General features: G+C 61.7%; 17 protein-coding genes and 1 pseudogene. 11 read left to right on the forward strand and 7 right to left on the reverse strand.

Going from position 1 to position 17,279, the window contains the following annotated elements; genetic code table 11:
• The 7 genes and pseudogenes from EK403_RS23785 to EK403_RS15145 form a co-directional block, all read left to right on the forward strand.
• Window positions 1-208: pseudogene (locus EK403_RS23785) on the forward strand (hypothetical protein); the annotation flags it as partial.
• A gap of 2 nt (window positions 209-210) precedes the next feature.
• Window positions 211-456 (forward strand): hypothetical protein, encoded by a 246-nt coding sequence (locus EK403_RS23790; RefSeq protein ID WP_428979616.1) that lies wholly within the window; start codon window positions 211-213, stop codon window positions 454-456.
• A gap of 8 nt (window positions 457-464) precedes the next feature.
• Window positions 465-1,634, forward strand: a complete 1,170-nt coding sequence (locus EK403_RS15120; protein ID WP_128778311.1) for a tyrosine-type recombinase/integrase — start codon at window positions 465-467, stop codon at window positions 1,632-1,634.
• A 241-nt stretch (window positions 1,635-1,875) separates the two neighbouring features.
• On the forward strand, window positions 1,876-3,102 hold the full coding sequence (repA, locus tag EK403_RS15125; protein ID WP_423269977.1) for a plasmid partitioning protein RepA: 1,227 nt from the start codon (window positions 1,876-1,878) through the stop codon (window positions 3,100-3,102).
• Window positions 3,102-4,109: a plasmid partitioning protein RepB gene (repB, locus tag EK403_RS15130; RefSeq protein WP_128778312.1), complete on the forward strand. Its 1,008-nt coding sequence runs from the start codon at window positions 3,102-3,104 to the stop codon at window positions 4,107-4,109. The genes repA and repB overlap by 1 nt, the downstream gene beginning before the upstream one ends.
• A gap of 257 nt (window positions 4,110-4,366) precedes the next feature.
• Complete coding sequence (gene repC, locus EK403_RS15135; RefSeq protein WP_128778313.1) at window positions 4,367-5,599, forward strand: plasmid replication protein RepC; 1,233 nt, start codon at window positions 4,367-4,369, stop codon at window positions 5,597-5,599.
• Between the two features lie 624 nt (window positions 5,600-6,223).
• Window positions 6,224-6,556 (forward strand): single-stranded DNA-binding protein, encoded by a 333-nt coding sequence (locus tag EK403_RS15145; protein ID WP_128778314.1) that lies wholly within the window; start codon window positions 6,224-6,226, stop codon window positions 6,554-6,556.
• Window positions 6,557-6,635: 79 nt separating this feature from the next.
• Here EK403_RS15145 and EK403_RS15150 read toward each other — a convergent pair whose 3' ends face one another.
• Both EK403_RS15150 and EK403_RS23295 read right to left on the reverse strand, forming a co-directional pair.
• Window positions 6,636-6,797 (reverse strand): hypothetical protein, encoded by a 162-nt coding sequence (locus EK403_RS15150; protein WP_245479718.1) that lies wholly within the window; start codon window positions 6,795-6,797, stop codon window positions 6,636-6,638.
• Entirely contained in the window at window positions 6,794-7,525 is a 732-nt protein-coding gene (locus EK403_RS23295; protein WP_245479719.1) for an acyl-homoserine-lactone synthase, read from the reverse strand. The genes EK403_RS15150 and EK403_RS23295 overlap by 4 nt, the downstream gene beginning before the upstream one ends.
• A gap of 26 nt (window positions 7,526-7,551) precedes the next feature.
• Here EK403_RS23295 and EK403_RS15160 point away from each other — a divergent pair, with 26 nt between their 5' ends.
• Window positions 7,552-8,208: an RNA polymerase sigma factor gene (locus EK403_RS15160; RefSeq protein ID WP_244624032.1), complete on the forward strand. Its 657-nt coding sequence runs from the start codon at window positions 7,552-7,554 to the stop codon at window positions 8,206-8,208.
• A gap of 509 nt (window positions 8,209-8,717) precedes the next feature.
• Here the strand turns inward: EK403_RS15160 and ppk2 are convergent.
• Window positions 8,718-9,488 (reverse strand): polyphosphate kinase 2, encoded by a 771-nt coding sequence (ppk2, locus tag EK403_RS15170; protein ID WP_128778317.1) that lies wholly within the window; start codon window positions 9,486-9,488, stop codon window positions 8,718-8,720.
• Between the two features lie 808 nt (window positions 9,489-10,296).
• Window positions 10,297-11,208 carry a Crp/Fnr family transcriptional regulator gene (locus tag EK403_RS15175; protein WP_244624031.1) on the reverse strand — a complete coding sequence of 304 codons (912 nt, stop codon included), beginning with the start codon at window positions 11,206-11,208 and terminating at the stop codon, window positions 10,297-10,299.
• Window positions 11,209-12,703: 1,495 nt separating this feature from the next.
• On the opposite strand from EK403_RS15175, the gene EK403_RS15180 reads away from it, so the two are divergent.
• The 3 genes from EK403_RS15180 (at window position 12,704) to EK403_RS15190 (ending at window position 15,070) form a co-directional block, all read left to right on the forward strand.
• On the forward strand, window positions 12,704-12,979 hold the full coding sequence (locus EK403_RS15180) for a DUF2933 domain-containing protein (protein ID WP_423269978.1): 276 nt from the start codon (window positions 12,704-12,706) through the stop codon (window positions 12,977-12,979).
• Between the two features lie 20 nt (window positions 12,980-12,999).
• Window positions 13,000-13,656, forward strand: a complete 657-nt coding sequence (locus tag EK403_RS15185; RefSeq protein ID WP_128778318.1) for a methyltransferase family protein — start codon at window positions 13,000-13,002, stop codon at window positions 13,654-13,656.
• A 139-nt stretch (window positions 13,657-13,795) separates the two neighbouring features.
• Complete coding sequence (locus tag EK403_RS15190; protein ID WP_128778319.1) at window positions 13,796-15,070, forward strand: cyclopropane fatty acid synthase; 1,275 nt, start codon at window positions 13,796-13,798, stop codon at window positions 15,068-15,070.
• A 68-nt stretch (window positions 15,071-15,138) separates the two neighbouring features.
• Here the strand turns inward: EK403_RS15190 and EK403_RS15195 are convergent, their stop codons facing one another.
• From EK403_RS15195 to copM, 3 genes are all read right to left on the reverse strand, one after another.
• Complete coding sequence (locus EK403_RS15195) at window positions 15,139-15,816, reverse strand: NrsF family protein (protein WP_164919617.1); 678 nt, start codon at window positions 15,814-15,816, stop codon at window positions 15,139-15,141.
• A gap of 238 nt (window positions 15,817-16,054) precedes the next feature.
• Window positions 16,055-16,546: a hypothetical protein gene (locus tag EK403_RS15200; protein WP_128778321.1), complete on the reverse strand. Its 492-nt coding sequence runs from the start codon at window positions 16,544-16,546 to the stop codon at window positions 16,055-16,057.
• A gap of 49 nt (window positions 16,547-16,595) precedes the next feature.
• A partial coding sequence (copM, locus tag EK403_RS15205; RefSeq protein ID WP_128778430.1) for a CopM family metallochaperone occupies window positions 16,596-17,279 on the reverse strand: 684 nt, incomplete at its 5' end.

Here is a 17,279-nt window from a genome sequence, read left to right on the forward strand (position 1 = left end):
CGAGGTCGGACCGGACGGGACGCGCGAGACGCCGTTCCTTGACTTGGTGCCGGACTATTTCGAGTTCGTGCCACGCGAGGCGCGCTTCTTCCGCGATTGGGAAGATTCGAGCGCCCGCGCGCAACGCGTCTTCGCGCACTGGGCGCTCGACGTCCGCGACTACGCCTACAAGGGCGAGCGCGAAGTCGGTTTATCCCGCGACCGCTGAAGATGCCGCGTGAGCGCCTGTTGATTTCGGCCGAGACCTCCGTCCATCAGCTGATGGATCGCATTGAGGCGATTGATCGCGAGGTCTCCCTGACCTTCGGCTGGTTTTTTCTGATGACGCATGGCCACTGGGTCGAGGCCGATGTGGGTCTCGCCATCGCGGACGGTCTCAAGAAGCAGCGCGTGCGTCTGCCCGATGCCGACGCGGTCGTGCTTTTGCGCTGGGCCGAGCAGACCTACGGGTTCTGAGGATCGCCATGGATGATATCGTCAAAGGTCGCTCTCTCGACGCCGAATCGCGACGCGCTCTTGAGCTCGACACGCTCTCGGCCATTCTCCCGATGGATCGGCGCGACCGCCTGGCGCAGCTGCTCACCGACGACGACGTCGCGACGCTGAAGCATCTCGCCAAGGAAGGCATGGGTGACAACAGCCTTCGCGCGCTCACCTCTGACCTTGCCTATCTCGAAGCCTGGGCGTTTGCGGCGACCGGCGAGGCGCTGCCGTGGCCGGCGCCTGAGGCGCTCGCCCTGAAGTTTGTCGCCCATCATCTCTGGGACACGTCCGAGCGCGAGCGCGCTCTCCGTCACGGGATGCCCGCGGAAGTCGATGCCGCTCTGCGCGCGCAGGGGCTGCTGCGCAGCGAGGGGCCACATGCGCCGAACACCGTAAAGCGGCGGCTGGCGAGCTGGGGAACACTGCATCGCTGGAAGGGGATGAAGGGGTCGTTCGGCTCGCCCGGCGTTCGGTCGGCGGTGCGCCTCTCGGTGCGGGCTTCGCCGCGGCCACGCCGGCGCAAGAGCAAGCGCGCCGTCACGCGGGACGTCCTCGACAAGCTCACTGCGACCTGCGCGACCGACCGGCTGGCCGACACCCGCGATCTCGCGATCTTGCTTGTGGCGTTCGCCTCCGGCGGGCGGCGCCGGAGCGAGGTGGCACGACTTCGCGTCGAGCAGCTGGGTGAGGAGCAGGACGTGCCACTCGATCCGCGCGACCCGAATTCTCCGACCTTGCCGTGCATCTCCATCCAGCTCGGCCGCACCAAGACTGGAGACGCCAACGATGAGGGCAGGGTGTTCCTGGTCGGGCCGCCGGTCGAAGCATTGCGGGAGTGGCTCTTGCGAGCCGATATTCGGAAGGGCCCTGTCTTCCGCGCGATCGACCGTTGGGAGGCGATCGAGGAGCGCGCGCTGACACCGCAATCGATCAACCTGATCGTTAAGCGTCGCTGCGCGATGGCCGAGCTCGACCCCAGGGAGTTCACCGCGCACGGATTGCGCGCTGGATTTCTGACCGAGGCGGCACGACAGGGGATCGGGCTGCCGGAAGCGATGCAGCAGTCCCAACATCGGTCCGTCCAGCAGGCGTCGAGCTACTATAACGAGGTAGAGCGTGCGCAGGGCAGGGCGGCTCGATTGGGTCTCTGACGCCGGTCATCGGACGAGACATCGGGGTTGACCGGTGTCAACTCGCGACTTCACCCGAAAGTTGACACCGGTCAACTCGCCGCCGGCACCCGTTCCGTGGGCCGCGGCAATCTTTGCGAAGCCATGCAGCGTTAAGATCTCGTTAACCCTTAATTTGTTGCGGAACACGGTAGAATCGGGCTTACTAGCCACGGTTTATAACCGTAAGAGCCCCTCGAAGGCGTAACTACACGAGCGGACCGTGGACAACCGGGTGGACGAAACTTTCCCAGTGACGCCGGACGCGGGCCGCCTCGCGATTCATGAGCTTATTGCAGCCGATGCAAGAGAGCTATCCGCGAAACTTCAGCAGCACCGCTTAAAGCTCTTTCCCCCGAAAGCGAGAAAGAAACTGAGACCATTCTCGTCGGGCGAGGCGGCAAAGCTCATCGGCGTCAATGACGGCTATTTGCGCCAGTTATCTCTGGAAGGGAAGGGGCCGCAGCCGGAAACGAGTTCATCCGGACGTCGCTCCTACTCGTTCGATGACATTCAGGCGCTACGGACCTATCTTGACGAAACAGGCAAGAGCGCTCGCCGTTATCGCCCATGGCGATCTGCGGGGGACCATCTTCAGGTCGTCGCTGTCGTCAATTTCAAGGGCGGCTCCGGAAAGACCACGACGGCCGCCCATCTCGCACAGCATCTCACGCTGCAGGGATACCGCGTCCTCGCGATTGATCTCGATCCGCAGGCGTCGCTCTCTGCGCTCCATGGGTATCAGCCCGAATTCGACGTTGAGGAAAACGGCACATTGTACGGCGCAATCCGGTATGACGCCGAGCGCAGGGACCTAGCCGACATTATCCGTCCAACGTACTTTTCAGGGCTCGACATCATTCCTGGCAATATCGAGCTCATGGAATTCGAGCACGAGACGCCCAAAGCGCTCACGTCACGAAAAACAGACGATCCACTGTTCTTCGCGCGTGTCGCGCGGGCGCTCGGCACGGTCGAGAGCAAGTACGATGTCGTCGTCATCGATTGTCCGCCGCAACTGGGATTTCTCACCATGTCGGCGCTTTGCGCTGCGACGGCTCTGCTCATTCCCGTGCATCCACAGATGCTCGACGTCATGTCGATGTGCCAGTTCCTGATCATGACTTCGGACCTGATGTCTGTCGTGGCGAAAGCCGGCGGAGCCACGAACTACGATTGGATGCGCTATCTCGTCACGCGATACGAGCCAAGTGACGGGCCGCAGACACAGATGGTGAGCTTCATGCGATCGCTCTTCGCCGATCGCGTCCTCACGAACATGGTTCTGAAAAGTACCGCGATTTCCGACGCCGGGATCACCAAACAGACGCTGTACGAAGTGGAGCGGCAGCAGTTCACGCGCTCGACCTATGACCGCGCGATCGAATCATTGGACAGCGTCAACGGCGAAATCGAGAGCCTCATCCGGGCGGCCTGGCGGAGGACCTGATGGCACGGAAGAACCTTCTCGCTGACCTCATAGAAGGCGGTCATTCCAGCCTCGCTGGCGAAGCAGCGGCGGCCGCGCCGGAACAACGCGTGCCGACGCTTGGTTCGCGTGGGGCCGTAGGCGCGATGAGCCGCTCTCTTGAGCAGCTATCCGCTGAGCGCGATGCGGCCAAGGTTCTTTCCGAACGCTTGGTCAGCGGACAAGACGTCGTCGAGATTGACGCAGATCTCGTCGATGACTCGATCATCCCCGATCGCATGAAGGGTTCGGATGCAAACTTCGCGTCCTTCAAGGAGTCGATTAGAACGAGAGGACAACTCGTCCCAGCCCTTCTGCGGCCCCACCCTACTCAACCGGGCCGCTATCAGACTGCTTATGGTCACCGGCGGGTTCAAGCGCTGCGGGAACTGGGTCGCCCCGTTCGCGCGGTTGTCCAAGATCTCTCGGACGACGAGCTCGTGGTCGCGCAGGGCAAGGAGAACGGAGAGCGAGAGGACCTCTCGTTCATCGAACGCGCGCGCTACGCGACATTGCTCGAGGATCGCAACTTCAAACGCGATACGATCATGGCCGCTTTATCCGTCGACAAAACGGAATTGTCGCGCCTGATCTCCATCTATCGCGCGATCCCGGCCGAGCTGAGCGATGCCATCGGTCCCGCACCGAAGGTTGGACGCCGTCGATGGCTGGAATTCGTCGAGCATCTCGGCGACCGCAAGCCTGCCAAGACGCTTGAGGCCTTGCTCGGCAATCCGAAATTTCTCGCAGGATCGTCGGACGACCGCTTTCGCATGGCGCTGTCGATCCTGACCGCGCGCGAGGGAAAAACCGCAAAGGCCACGGTCTGGACTGCAAACGACGGGAAGAGAATCGCGAAAATCGACAGAAGTCCCAGCCGATTCATCCTCAGCGTCGATGAGAAGGCAGCCCCTTCGTTCGGCGATTTCGTCCTAGATCGGCTGCCGGATCTCTACGAGGCATTCCGAAAATCCAAGGAGGGCGCATGACACCTCCTTGCAACCAAGATTGCAGCAGCTGCCCTCGCACAGCGCGAGGCGGCCGCCGTAATGCGTGAACCGCGTTCCACCCACTGAAGGATTGAAATCGGCAAAGAAAAAGGCCCCCGAAACGTCACCGTCCCGGAAGCCTCTGTCTTAGTTTGGCGACTGATAGAGAATCACTTCCGCGAATCGCAGTCAAGTCTCAAGTGAGAGACGGCGCCGTTTCGGCGAGCAGCTTTCCTTTGCCCGGATGAGGCAAAGATATGGAACCGCATACCCCAACGACGCCCTTCGGGCGGCGATCACTGACGCTTGCCCATGTGGCAACGCAGATCGCCGCATCGTCTCGGCCACCTGACAAGGTCGTACACAAGTGGAAAATCTTTCACGCCATATGTCTGGCGCGGCCGAGCCTCGGCGTGACGGAGCGCGCCCTCTCTGTTCTGAACGCGCTTCTCACATTCCATCCGGAGACTGCGCTGACGGGCGAGGACGATCTTGTCGTTTTCCCCTCGAACCTTCAGCTCTCTCTGCGCGCCCACGGCATGCCGGCATCGACGCTGCGTCGCCACCTCTCCGTCCTCGTCGACGCGGGTCTTGTCATCCGGCGGGACAGTCCTAACGGCAAGCGCTACGCCCGCAAGGGCGCGTCCGGCGAGATCGAGCTCGCCTTTGGCTTCGATCTTTCGCCGCTTGTCGTTCGCGCGGAGGAGTTTCAGAGCCTTGCGGCTGCCGTAGAGGCTGAAGCGCGCGCCATAAAGCTGGCCCGCGAGCGCATCACACTGTGCCGACGCGACATCGCCAAGATGATTGCGACGGGGATCGAGGAGGGCGTTCCGACGCGCAGGGGAGGGCAGGGGCCCGCAGACTGGGCGGAGGTGCATGCCGGTTTTCGCTCGATTGTCGAGGGGATTCCGCGCACGGCGACGCGCGGGCAGCTGGAGGCCGCGGCCGAAGAGTTGTCGCAACTGGCTGACGACGTCCTCAACCTGCTGGAAAGTCACATCAAAACACAAGATATGAGCGCCAATGAGTCCCGAAATGAGCGCCATATACAGAATTCAAATCCAGACCCCTTAATTGATCTTGAACCTGGCTTTCGAGGAAGCCGGGCGGGGAGGGCGGTGCCAGAACCACGAACGCCGAGGGTTGCGGAGACGGCCTATCCCCTTGGGATGGTGATGAACGCTTGCCCCGACATCGCGGAGTACGCCAAGGGCGGAATTTCGAACTGGCGTGACCTGCTGGCCACCGCGGTCGTGGTGCGGTCGATGCTCGGGATCAGTCCCAGCGCCTGGGAGGAGGCGCAAGCGATCATGGGCGAAATGCAGGCCGCGGTGGTGGTCGCGTGCATCCTGCAACGCGGCGCGGCGATTCGCTCCGCTGGCGGGTATTTGCGTGGCCTGACGGAAAAGGCCAAAGCCGGTGAATTCTCGCTTGGCCCGATCCTGATGTCGCAGATCAACGCGCAACTTCGCGCGAAACGATCCGCTTGATGGCGCGGGCGGTGTCGTGGTACGGCTTGGCCTCCTCAGGTGGTTCGGCAAGGCGTCGGCACCCCGGGGCTCCGAGCCCGCTGTGCAACGGGCGGAGCTCGGTTTTTCGCCCGACGTTCGCGCTGCGGTCGTGCCGTCGGACCCATCCCGTGAAAGGTCGCAGCTGGCGCTCGTTCGGGTCCATGGCCGTTTTCCTTGGTCGATGCCAATCCGTGCGGCGCCTCTTCCCACGCCTCCTCGTCCTTGGCGAGCAAGCATCGACATCGCTTTTTTCTTCGTGCCCACGGTGTTAGGCCCGCCGCGCGGTCGTGGTGGCATGGCGACGATTGCTCCTCTCTCCCGGTCGGGCAGCGCTCCCGGTTGCGTGGCTGGATTCCTATGGCCGTCGCCCGCACGTCGGTCCCTCCGCCCGAGAATTTTCCCCTGCCGGATCACCCCGCAAGCGGGGCCCCGATCGGCATTCCTCGCGCCCGCGCCTGCGGCGCCAAAATTCACGGCCTTCCGGGACGCAGCGCTACGCTCGCCCTTCGCCCGCGTCTCGCGGGCTTCGGCTCTGTGCCGGCTTCCCGGCCATGACGGATCGCCATCGCAACGGGGCGCAGCCCCACAAGATGGAGAGAGACTATGCGCAACATCGCCGAATTCACCCTCATCGGCCACGTCGGGACCATCAAGCAGGTCGGCAAGACAGTCCGCGTTACCGTCTGCGCCAACTATCCCTTCAAGGACCAAGGCGGCGAGTGGCAGGACGACCAGCACTGGAACGAGGTCACGATCTTCACCAAATCGATCCAGGGTTACGTGAACGAGCACGTCAGCAAGGGCGACTTGGTCCACGTGCGGGGCCGCCTTCGGCAGAACAGCTACGAGCGCGACGGCAAGCGGATCTACACCGTCGACCTGATCGCCCTCGAATTTGGCCGGCTCGCCCAGGCCGCTGAGCGCTCAGCCGCATAATCGATCCAGCTGGGGAGGCCAGACCTCCCCAGCTTCTCGCCTGAGCCAGAACAGCGATTGCCGCACTGGTCGCGGTTTTTCAGGAGGGAAGCTTCCGAGATCGTGTCTGACGCGCCAGGGCGCGATCGGCGCGATTCTTTTTGCTAATCGCCGATGTCAGATCGTCGTAGTCGACACCGCTCTTCTTGAGGGCGCGCCGCGCATCGGAGACCTCGAAGCCGAGCAGTTCGAACACGCTCATATTGAGGCTTGAACCATTAAACGCCAGTCGATCGCGACGGTGACAGTGCCGACGCGCCTTGCCATTCCCCATTCGACAACGCCCTGGGCGAGCTCGAGGAAGGGGCTATTGCCGCGTGGTCTCAATTCCCGGTGGCCTTGAGCGACACAAAAGCGCGTCCACTCGAAGACGCGCGGCCCGCGCGGCGGCGCGCGCCGGCACAGATCCGTGAGCACGTCGGTCAGGAGGTGCGGCCGGGTGGTCGGCAGCAAGCGCTGGTAACCGACAATCTCTTCGCCGTGCAGGCAGATATGATGAACGGCATGCGCGTCGTCGAACCGGTCACGCTCGCAACCATCGGACTGACGCAGTTCCTCCCAGCCCTTCTCGTCGACGAAGATACTGTGTCGAAAGCGGTGAGCGCGATTCATCAGCGCGCTGTGCCGACCGACGTCCGAGCCGTGGATGACCATGAGCATGTTGAACCCCTCGGCAATGAAGAAAGCCGAGTTGCGCACGCTGCCTGCCCACGTTGTATGGGCACAAAGCTCCATTGCTTTTTCGGGTGGCGGGGATCGCGCGGGACGCCGCCGAGACTCGCGGACGAGCGTTCGGAAGGAACAACCCAGATCGTGCCGCTGCTCAGGTCGTGATTTAAGCAGCGGGCGGCGGCGATCGCAAGAGCAGACCTTGATCTGGGTTAAAGACTTGGCGGTTTCTAATGTCAGCGTGGTCAGCGTCACCCGCATCTGCAAGTCAAGGAGTACGGAGGGTCGTGACAGACAGCCCGCAAAACGAGAAGACTCCGCCTCCCGCCGCCAAGGATGTTCAAGCCGCAAAACTTCATGATAGCGCGGTGCAAAACGCGTTGGTCGAGGCGCAGAAGCAGATACTTCTATTTCTCCAGCGCCGCCTCGGCGATCGGGACGCCGCCGACGAGGTCTTGCAACGGTTCTCGCTGCGGGCCCTGGAACGAGCGTCGCAGCTTCGCGATGTGGGAATGGTGCGCGGCTGGCTAGGCCGGATCCTGGCGACGACAATTGCCGACTATCAACGAGAAGCGGCACGACGGCGTCGACGCGAAATCGTAATCGATCAGGCGGACGTCGAGAACCACCCCGTCGATGAGGAGCTCGATGCGGCGATCTGCAACTGCCTCTATCGCATATTGCCGACACTGAAAGCGGAATACGCCGATATCATCTGGCGTGCGGATATCCTCGGGGAGCCACGTGAGCGCCTGGCGGCAAGTCTCGGGACTTCGTTGAACAATGTGACCGTTCGATTGCATCGCGGCCGGCAGGCGCTGCGGAAACGTCTCGAGGAGATGTGCCGAACCTGCCCAGTGCACGGGTTCCTGGATTGCCATTGCGAAAAGGCCGAACAATTTCGCAAGGCGTTCGCCGATGCCAAAGCCAAGGCCGACCCTTGAACCGACGCCCCGGCCGTTGCCGATTTGAACGCCGACAGTCTGGCTGCACCGACCGCTGCTAGTCTGGCCCGTGAAACTCGCGCGTCAAACGGTATTACGCGATAAACCAGTGTTCTCCCAAGCGCAGGCCACGTCGCTCAGGGCCATCAACCGTTTTCACTCTTCCGGGCCATGGCCGTTGAGCGATAAAACGCGTGCGTCATCACGAGCTCGACCTATGCCGTGGCCATTCGCCTAGCGCGACAAACCAGAGGCCAACCAGGTTGGCCAGCGGCACGAACGCGAGGATTGACCAAAATGGCGAGTAGCCAATTCGAGCGAGGATGCGCCCGACGGGGTAAAGAACGAGGGCGGCGAACATAACAAACGCAAACCAGTGCCAAGGTGACCAATAACCGGTCATCATATAAGAGTGGTCCATCATCGGAGCATCCTTAGGAAACAAGCTGCGGGTCATACTTTGCTGGGCGACGATGGTAGCGAAAATCGTCGGATGGATAGGGCATCAGTTACTCCGCAATTAGGCCGTTCGTCAGCGCCGCTTTGTCGTACGGGAATACGACGTTCGGATCCGGTAGGTCCCGAGCGCGATCCTTGCCGCCGAAGTCGAAGCGCGTCAGAAGGTCTCGGATGACATTGAGCCGGGCCTCTGATTTGTCATCCGCGCGGACGACGGTCCATGGCGCGAATGGGGTGTGCGTGCGAGCCAGCATCTCGTTCCGGGCTGCGCTATAGTCGTTCCAATGTTTTGTTGCGGTGTCGTCGATGGGACTGAGCTTCCACTGCTTCAGTGGATCATCTCGTCGCTCCTTCAGCCGACGCTTTTGTTCGGTCCGGGAGATGTCCAGATAGTATTTGAGGATGGTGACGCCGCAATGGGCGAGCAACTGTTCGAAGAGTGGCGCCGTTGTGAGGAACTCATCATATTCCGCGGTGCTGCAGAATCCCATCACCCGCTCGACGCCGGCACGGTTGTACCAACTGCGATTGAACAGCACGATCTCTCCGCCTGCCGGGAGATGCGGCACCCAACGCTGGAAATACCAGGACTTTTGATCGCGGTCAGACGGCTTGCCCAGCGCGACCACGCGCGTCTCGCGCGGGCTGAGATGTTCGACGACCCGCTTTATCGTTCCATCTTTGCCGGACGCGTCGCGGCCTTCGAAAAGCACGAGAACTTTCGTCCCGGATTTGATGACGTGTTTTTGAAGGCCCGACAATTCCACCTGAAGCTCGTGAAGTGCCTTGCCGGCGGCTTCGCGTTTTTCCTTCTTGCCCATCTGCAATCCTGTCATGAAGTCGATAGCGCATCCTGCCGTTGCAGGCGTTCGCTCCGGCCCGAACGGTTTCCAGGTCGAGGCGTCATTCCTCTGAACTGACCTTCGCCGAGCCGACATAGAAGCAGCCGGCGGCGGAAGCGACAGCTGTCGGCCGACATAGGGCGCGTTTTCAGCGATGGGCGGACAGAAAGCATCTCGGCGGTCATTGGCGAAGCCGTCTCCGCTGCCAAATCGACGCGAGGCCCGATCATGCCCTCCTCCTCCCGCCCTATCACCCGCCGCTGCAGCAGCTGGATTTCTTCGCGGGACGGCCGGCGCTGGACGGCGCGCGACCCTGATCATCCGGGGACACGGCCGTTATGGCATGGTCAGCGGTACGGTCGTGGGTTGCGCATGAGGCGTGGCCATGCGCTTTCTCGGAGGCTTCCGTGTTGGCATGGCCGCCGCAGCAGGACGAGGCATCTGGGGTCGCGTGCTCAGGGGTCTTGGTCTGGTCGACAGAGGGGGTGCTCATTACGATGGCTCCTGCTCGAGGGCATGACGATCGGGGGCGTGCTGGTGCTTTCGCCTCATGCGTTTCCTCTTCGCCAACTATCAAGGCTAGCCGCTGGCAGGTGGACCATCTTTAATCTCGATCAAGCGTTTCCTGCATATCCGGGGATCGCCATTCCTTCGCCGACCGGACGCTTCACCAGCAGAATGCCAAGGATCGCGACCGCGACGCCGGCCCCAGCGTCGCAACAATGGCTTCGATTCTCCGGCGGACCCTCGGGACTCCGCCGACCGGGCTGCTTTTGATTCAGCCAAACTAGGCCCAGGGGCGTCGCTCAAGCCAGCCTATCGCCGTTTCGGGATCCACACCGGCAACCTCAATAAGTCGATCTGGGTTCAGTATTCGCAATCGACGATAGTGGAATTGAACGATCCCTTCTTTGCGCATGGCGCTCAGGACGCGGTTGACATGGACGAATGTCAGGCCGGTAGCATCGCCAATCTGCTCCTGCGTCAACGGTAGCGTCATCTCTTCGATATGATTGCCGGGCCATTGCGCCCGGTAGCGCGTGAACAGCTCCAGAAGCAGGTGAGCGACCCTCTCTCGCGCCGAACGCCGTCCGATGCTGGTAAGATGGTCGAACGCGAGGCTGCAATCGCGGGCAAGCGACCGCACGAGTCGGAGGCAGATCTCCGGTTCGGTGCGCGTATGGGCGGTCAGGACAGACGTCGGGATGACGCAAACGCTCACATCCGTTAAGGCCTGCGCGCCCACCGTGGCCGGTCCCCGCCTGGACGGCAAAATCCCAAGGATCGCACCTGGCAGCGCGAACTGAACGATTTGCCGCCGACCGTCTTCCAAGAGCGTGTAGACGGCCACCCAGCCGTCGAGCAGGTTGAAGACCGATTTGCCCGTCCAGCCGATGCTGAACAGGTCGCGGCCAGCTTCAATTTTGCGATCGCCCGTGTGATAACGGGCAAGCAGACGGTGCTGCTCACCCGGCAACGCTCCGCCGACCGGCGCGCTTGCCGGCGGACCATCCTGCGACTCCTGGCGCCCCCGGCGCCGGATCAACTCATCGCCCCGCGCACAGCCCCGGCGGCTCGCCTCAGCCAACGACAATTCACGTAACACCAGTCCATTCCGCTCGCGCTCAACGGTTTCCCAATCGTCGCGGCGGAGCGACCGGGCTGTCTTTTCTGTTAAAGACGCTCGATCCAAGCTCACATTACACCTCCCGGGCGCGGAGCCCGTTCCGGCAGCTGCTTACGCAGCCGAACAAATTCTTTGATGGGAGTGTCCTGATGCCCGCTGGCGCGCGCGCCAGGGCTCTCAGCCGGGCCTAGCCGAACTCAGCCAATGCCCCGCGAAACAGGGTCACAGACTGGCCAGGATGCCCTTAGAGGTCGCGAGGCCGCGGGACTGGAGGGTCTCTGCCGAGCAGGACAAGCCGGGCCAGATCCTCGCGCGCAGGCTGCATTGCGGAGGATTCGAGCCGAAGGGTCACAACCCCTTGGTGCTGCGGTGGCATGGGCAGATAACACATGGCACACATGCTTTTGCAGCAGCGTCCATGCTGGAACGGGCAATCGCCCTCATTGGGACCAGAAACCCGCAACTCCGGAATGTTCGCGTGGCTCTGCTGGCTGACCTGGCTGGCATGACCCGCATGAGCCTGCGCCGGCGCCCCTTGCGCTAGCAAGGACACCGTGCAGAAGATCAGCAAGGCCAGGACCCTGAGCATACGCTCGCACCTTCAGGCTTTCCGTTGGCGGCCGCGCCGCGTCCGCTGCGCGAGAATGGACTATATCCCTCCCGCGTCGCTGAAAGAAGCCGACCCGTAGAGTCGATCATACTCTAGGCCAATGCGTATTGATTCAGATCAATCAGGTGAGCTCGACCGGGAGCCAGAACTGCCAAGCCGACACCCTTTCCGATGCGAGTTCATGGCATTCGTCGCCGTTCGATCTATGTTTGATCGAGATTAAAGTGCGGAATCCCCGGCCATGTTTTCTAAATGTCCAAGGACGTGTCCTGCGGATCGGAAATGGCAACGATAGACCCGACACCGGCAGAACGAACGCGCTGGATCGCCCTGCTCGTCTCGCGCAGCCGGCAGAGAACCCTTCTGTGTCCGTTCTTCGCGAAATGCGATGGCTTGCTCCTGATTGACCCGCTCTCGCCGCTTCGGGAATTTTGGCCGAATCGCGAGCGGACCAGCGAGTCCACCTGCGAACTCATCCTCTCCAGTGGCGCCACAAAGCTCGTTTGCGGCTTTATCGGTGGCGCTGAGCGTGAGCGCCTTGCCGCGTCTGGCATCGATATCCGAGTTGGTTCGTGCGCACGGTCGGTGGCAAGCCTGGTCCGAGACTTCAATGCCTTGCCATCCGCTTCTTTGCTTCGCGGGGACGATGCGCTGCTCGGCCCCGACGCCTCCTCCCGACGCGCGAGAGGCCTTCCATACGCGCCGGCGAACACGGCTCCCAGGCCGCGAAAGCCGCGACGCTCAAACAGACACTAGGCCATACCGCGCCGCGGCGCCTTCGGGGCGGCGTCGCCGGCACTTTAACCGAGATTAAAGACTAGGCCGCTGCGGGCGCTCAACGTTCGCACGAGAGCAGAAGCGCGATTTGCCAAGCCTCTCGCGGCAGCGGCCTCCGATCCCTCGGGAAGGACAATGCCCTTACTCTCTTGGCAAGGTCACTAACCCGGCGAGCCCCTCATGGAACCGCACACCGACCACATGAATCACGAGCAAAAACCGTCGAACCGCTTCAGCGCAGCGAACATTGCTCTGTACGGCTTTCTGGCGATCGCGGCATTCTACCTGATCACGGAACATCGCGCGCATCTGCTGGGCTGGCTGCCCTGGCTTCTCATCCTTGCTTGCCCGCTCTTGCATGTGTTCATGCATGGAAAACATGGTGGGCACGGTGGGCATGGCGATGATGAAAGCTCGTCGTCATCACCGCCTGGCCAATCCCCGCACCAGCATTGATGATTTCAGCGGAGCGCCCCATGCACGACAGTATTCCAGCCTATGGTCTATGGTCCCTCGTTGTTCTGAACTCGATCGTGTTTATTTTCTTCGCGTTCAGTTTCTTCAAGCCGGCGACCGCTCGGGACTGGCGCTCTTTCGGAGCCTTCAGCGCCTTCATCGTCGCGCTCTTCACCGAGATGTACGGCTTTCCCCTAACGATCTACCTGCTCTCAGGCTGGCTGCAATCGCGCTATCCCGGCGTCGACTGGTTCTCGCACGATGCGGGCCACCTGCTCGAGGAATTCTTCGGCTGGCGTGCCAATCCCCATTTCGGCCCGTTCCACATTCTCAGCTTTGTCTTCATCGGAGGCGGCTTCATTCTGATCTCTGCCGGCTGGAACGCGCTTTATCGGGCGCAGCGGCAGCACAAGCTCGCAACAACAGGCATCTACGCGCGGATCCGGCACCCGCAATATGTCGGTTTCGTCCTGGTCATGTTCGGGTTCTTGCTGCAATGGCCGACCCTGCTGACGCTCGCCATGTTTCCCATCCTTGTATTCATGTATTGGAGGCTGTCCAAGCACGAAGAAAGCGAGTCCCTTGCCGAATTCGGCGACGCCTATGCGCGCTATATGCGAGAGGTCCCGGCGTTCATTCCCCGCCTCTCGGCTCAACGCGCCAATGTCAGCGGATGAGTGCAATTGTCGAAGCCACGTTCAACTCCCATCATTCGTGATCTCGCCGGCGCGTCTATTCAATCCACGTTAAAGTTTCCTGCCCGCTCGCGCGCATTCTAGTCGGGTTTTTGCGTCAATCGACTGAGAAAGCGCGGTCATGAATGCCCTTGTCTTCAGAACCCTTCGCCGCCTGATCAAGAAGGGTACTCTCACAATAATGACAGCCAATGGCGTCGCCAGAACGTTCGGTGATGGTGGCGGGGCGCCGGTCGCGATCCGGTTCAGAAACGCCACTGCGCAGCGACGGGTCCTGTTTGATCCTGAACTTCGCCTTGGCGAGGCCTTCGTCGACGGCGACCTCATCGTCGAGCAGGGCACCATCACGCAGTTGCTCGAGCTGCTTTTGTCCCAGGAGCACACCGGCACCACGCCGATTGCGACAAAGATGCTGGCCGGCCTGCGCTTCGTCGTCCGGCGGCTTGCGCAGACAAACGGCCGCAAGCGATCGAAGCGAAACGTTGCCCATCACTACGATCTCAGCGCAAAACTCTACGAACTGTTCCTCGACGAGGACATGCAATACAGCTGCGCTTACTTCGAAAATCCAGACATGTCCCTCGACGAGGCTCAGCAGGCGAAGAAGCGCCACATCGCAGCAAAGCTCCGCGCCGATCGCCAAGACCGCGTACTTGACATCGGCTGCGGTTGGGGAGGCCTGGCGCTGTACCTTGCCGAAGCCTTCGACGCCCGCGTCACCGGAATCACGCTGTCGACGGAGCAGCTTGAATTCGCCCGAACTCGTGCTGCCGCGTCTTCAGATCCGGCGCGTCTCGACTTTCGGTCTCAGGACTATCGCGACGTCACCGAGCGCTTCGATCGCATCGTCTCTGTGGGTATGTTCGAACATGTTGGCGTGAATCATTACGACGCGTTCTTCCGCAAATGCCGCGATCTGCTGGATGACGATGGCGTGCTTCTGCTTCACTCTATCGGCCGTTCCGATCCACCAAGTTACACAAATCCGTGGATCGCAAAGTATATATTCCCCGGCGGATACATACCGGCGCTCTCCGAAGTCCTTTCGGCGATCGAGCGGTCCGGGCTCGTCGTCACGGATATCGAAATCTTGCGGCTGCACTATGCGGAGACGCTCAGACACTGGCGAGAGCGATTTCTAGCACACCGCGCGACGGCCGTTGAACTCTTCGATCAACGCTTCGCGCGGTTGTGGGAGTACTACCTTGCCGTTTCGGAGCTTGCTTTCCGCTATCAGGGGATGATGGTTTTTCAGATTCAGGTCGCTAGACGGCAGGATGCGGTTCCCCTCACGCGCGCCTATATCGAGCGCGAAGAGCGCCGTTTGCAGAACCTCACAGCCGAAGAGCCAGAATGCGGGCGGATATGCCAGCCGACTTTCGTGACGGTCAGTTGACCGGCTGCGCCCGGGCCGAGCATTCGCCCTCTCGCGAAGCCGAGGGTGATTGCGACCCGAGCCGAGGCTCATAATCCGAGCCAGTCGCACAGAATGCGCGGGAAGCGTCGATGAAGGAGGAATGCCGCCGCGATCGAGAAAACGCTGATCGCGCCGAGATGCCATAGCAAGACCATCGCGCCCGTATCGAGGCCGTGAAGCAGATGCAGCATGGTTGCCGGTAAAGAGAAGGCGGACAGAGCGGCGATAGCAATGACTGGTCCTCTCCACACAATGAGGCCGACCTGACTGAGGCCGAGGAGGCCGAAAAAAACGGGGACGCCGACAGCCCCGATGATCAATGGACATTGCGGGCTGCTCTCAAAGGCCAAGGCACGCCGACCCTCCTGGGAGAGGTCGAGGGCGATGGTGGCTGACTCCGAAACGATCCAGAGCCCGTAGGCGATCAGCGGCAGGAGAAGCCAGAGCCACGATCGGCCTGGGACGCGCAGCATGAGGACCGTCAGGAGACCTGTGGCGAAAATCATCGCAGAGGTCATGATCGAAGCGACGAACATCTGATCCGCCAGACGCGAGGCGAGATCGGGACGAAGAGGCTGCGCGAGCGCCAGCAGCGGCAGTGCGATCGCGAGAATGGCAGCCGCCCAGTGCCGGCGGGCCTGGATACGATTTTCGATCTGTCGAGGCCGCAGGTCGGCGACGAGCCTGTCGATCAGCTCTTCCGTTCGCGGTCGTTGCCATGCCATCCGCCGGCCTCCAGTAGGAGATTCGATCGTGCCGGCCTGGCCTTCGCGCACCGAACAGGACGTGTCGTAGCGGCACCGGCCGACTTGGTGGTATTGTGCCGACGCGTGCATCCGCCACGGCCCCACCCCTCTCTTTCGTAAACAGACGGCTCTTTGTTACGGCAGTCGTGCGTCATGACCTCGAGTTGATCGAATTCGCATGATGGCGGCCGGTGCCCAAGGCCTCGCGCCTATGTTCCTACTGAACGTGATCGCTGGAGAAAGTCACCGAAACGGCGCGCGAAACTCCCGGAACGATGATGACGACGGTGATGTCGTAGCGATCGTTTCCAGGAAGAATGACAAATCCCCCGTATGTGACAGTGTTCTCGATCGTCATCGGATCGAGCTGAACGGTTTTCTGGCCAACATGACCGAGGCCGCCGATCGTCGCGGACACGCGCGCATTCTCGACGCGGGCGCCAGTTTGCGCATTGAACACGGCAACAACGATGTGTTGCTGATGGCGCGCCGTTCCGGCGCCGCCGTGCATCGTACTCTCCGAGTGAGTGGTTGGATGGCCTCGAACGACCGCCGCCGGCATAAGGCCAAGGTAGACGGCCAGGCCATCCGCCTGCCGATAGCCATCGTCCGCGATCGCCGCGCCGGTCGCCAACAGCATTGTGATGAGGATACCAGCGCGTTGCAGCCACGCCCGCACATCCATTTGATCCGCTCCGGTCACGATCACATCTCAAGCTCAACTATGTTGGAGCTCGACGTCAGCACATCCGTCCGACTTACTCGCCGCGTCGCCGCAACCACTCACGCATCCGATCGATTTCGGATTGCTGGCTCGCGATGATCTGCTGCGCCATGGTCTTCGCGGATTCGTCGGATCCGAATTGAAGCACTGCTCGCGCCATGTCGATCGCGGCCTGATGATGCGGTATCATTCCTTTGACGAAAGCCAAATCCGGGTCTTTCGCTTGCATCGCCTCCATCATCGGCATGTGCATGCCCATCATCGCCCGCATGTAAGCCTGCGACGCTTGCGGCAAGGGCGCCAGGCATGCCGACATGTGCTCGCCCATCGTGTCTTTGATCATACCCGTCATCGGCCCGCATGGCTGCGGTGCCGCCGCGACTGCGGGAGGAGAGGGCTGGTCCCCCACCCCGCTGTCATGGTGCGCGTCGTGCTGCGCAAGAGCGAGCGTCGGCGGGAACAGGAACGCGAATACCAGCATCGCTTTCAGCTTGGGCTGCATGGGCAGGTCCTCGTCGTCCGTTCCGTCGAGCGATCGGGGTGCGCGACCGTCGGCGCTCATTTGCCGAAAGCGCTGGAGCAGACCGCGACTTCCATTCCAACAGTAGAACAGGCCACCATGGATGAACTTAACTTCGATCAAGGATCGATCAGCGTCGGACCTCGACATTTGAAGTCCTGTCGCCCAAACCAGACGACCTGCCGTATTGGCTCCCGC

Source organism: Hansschlegelia zhihuaiae (assembly GCF_004103825.1).
GTDB lineage: Bacteria > Pseudomonadota > Alphaproteobacteria > Rhizobiales > Methylopilaceae > Methylopila > Methylopila zhihuaiae.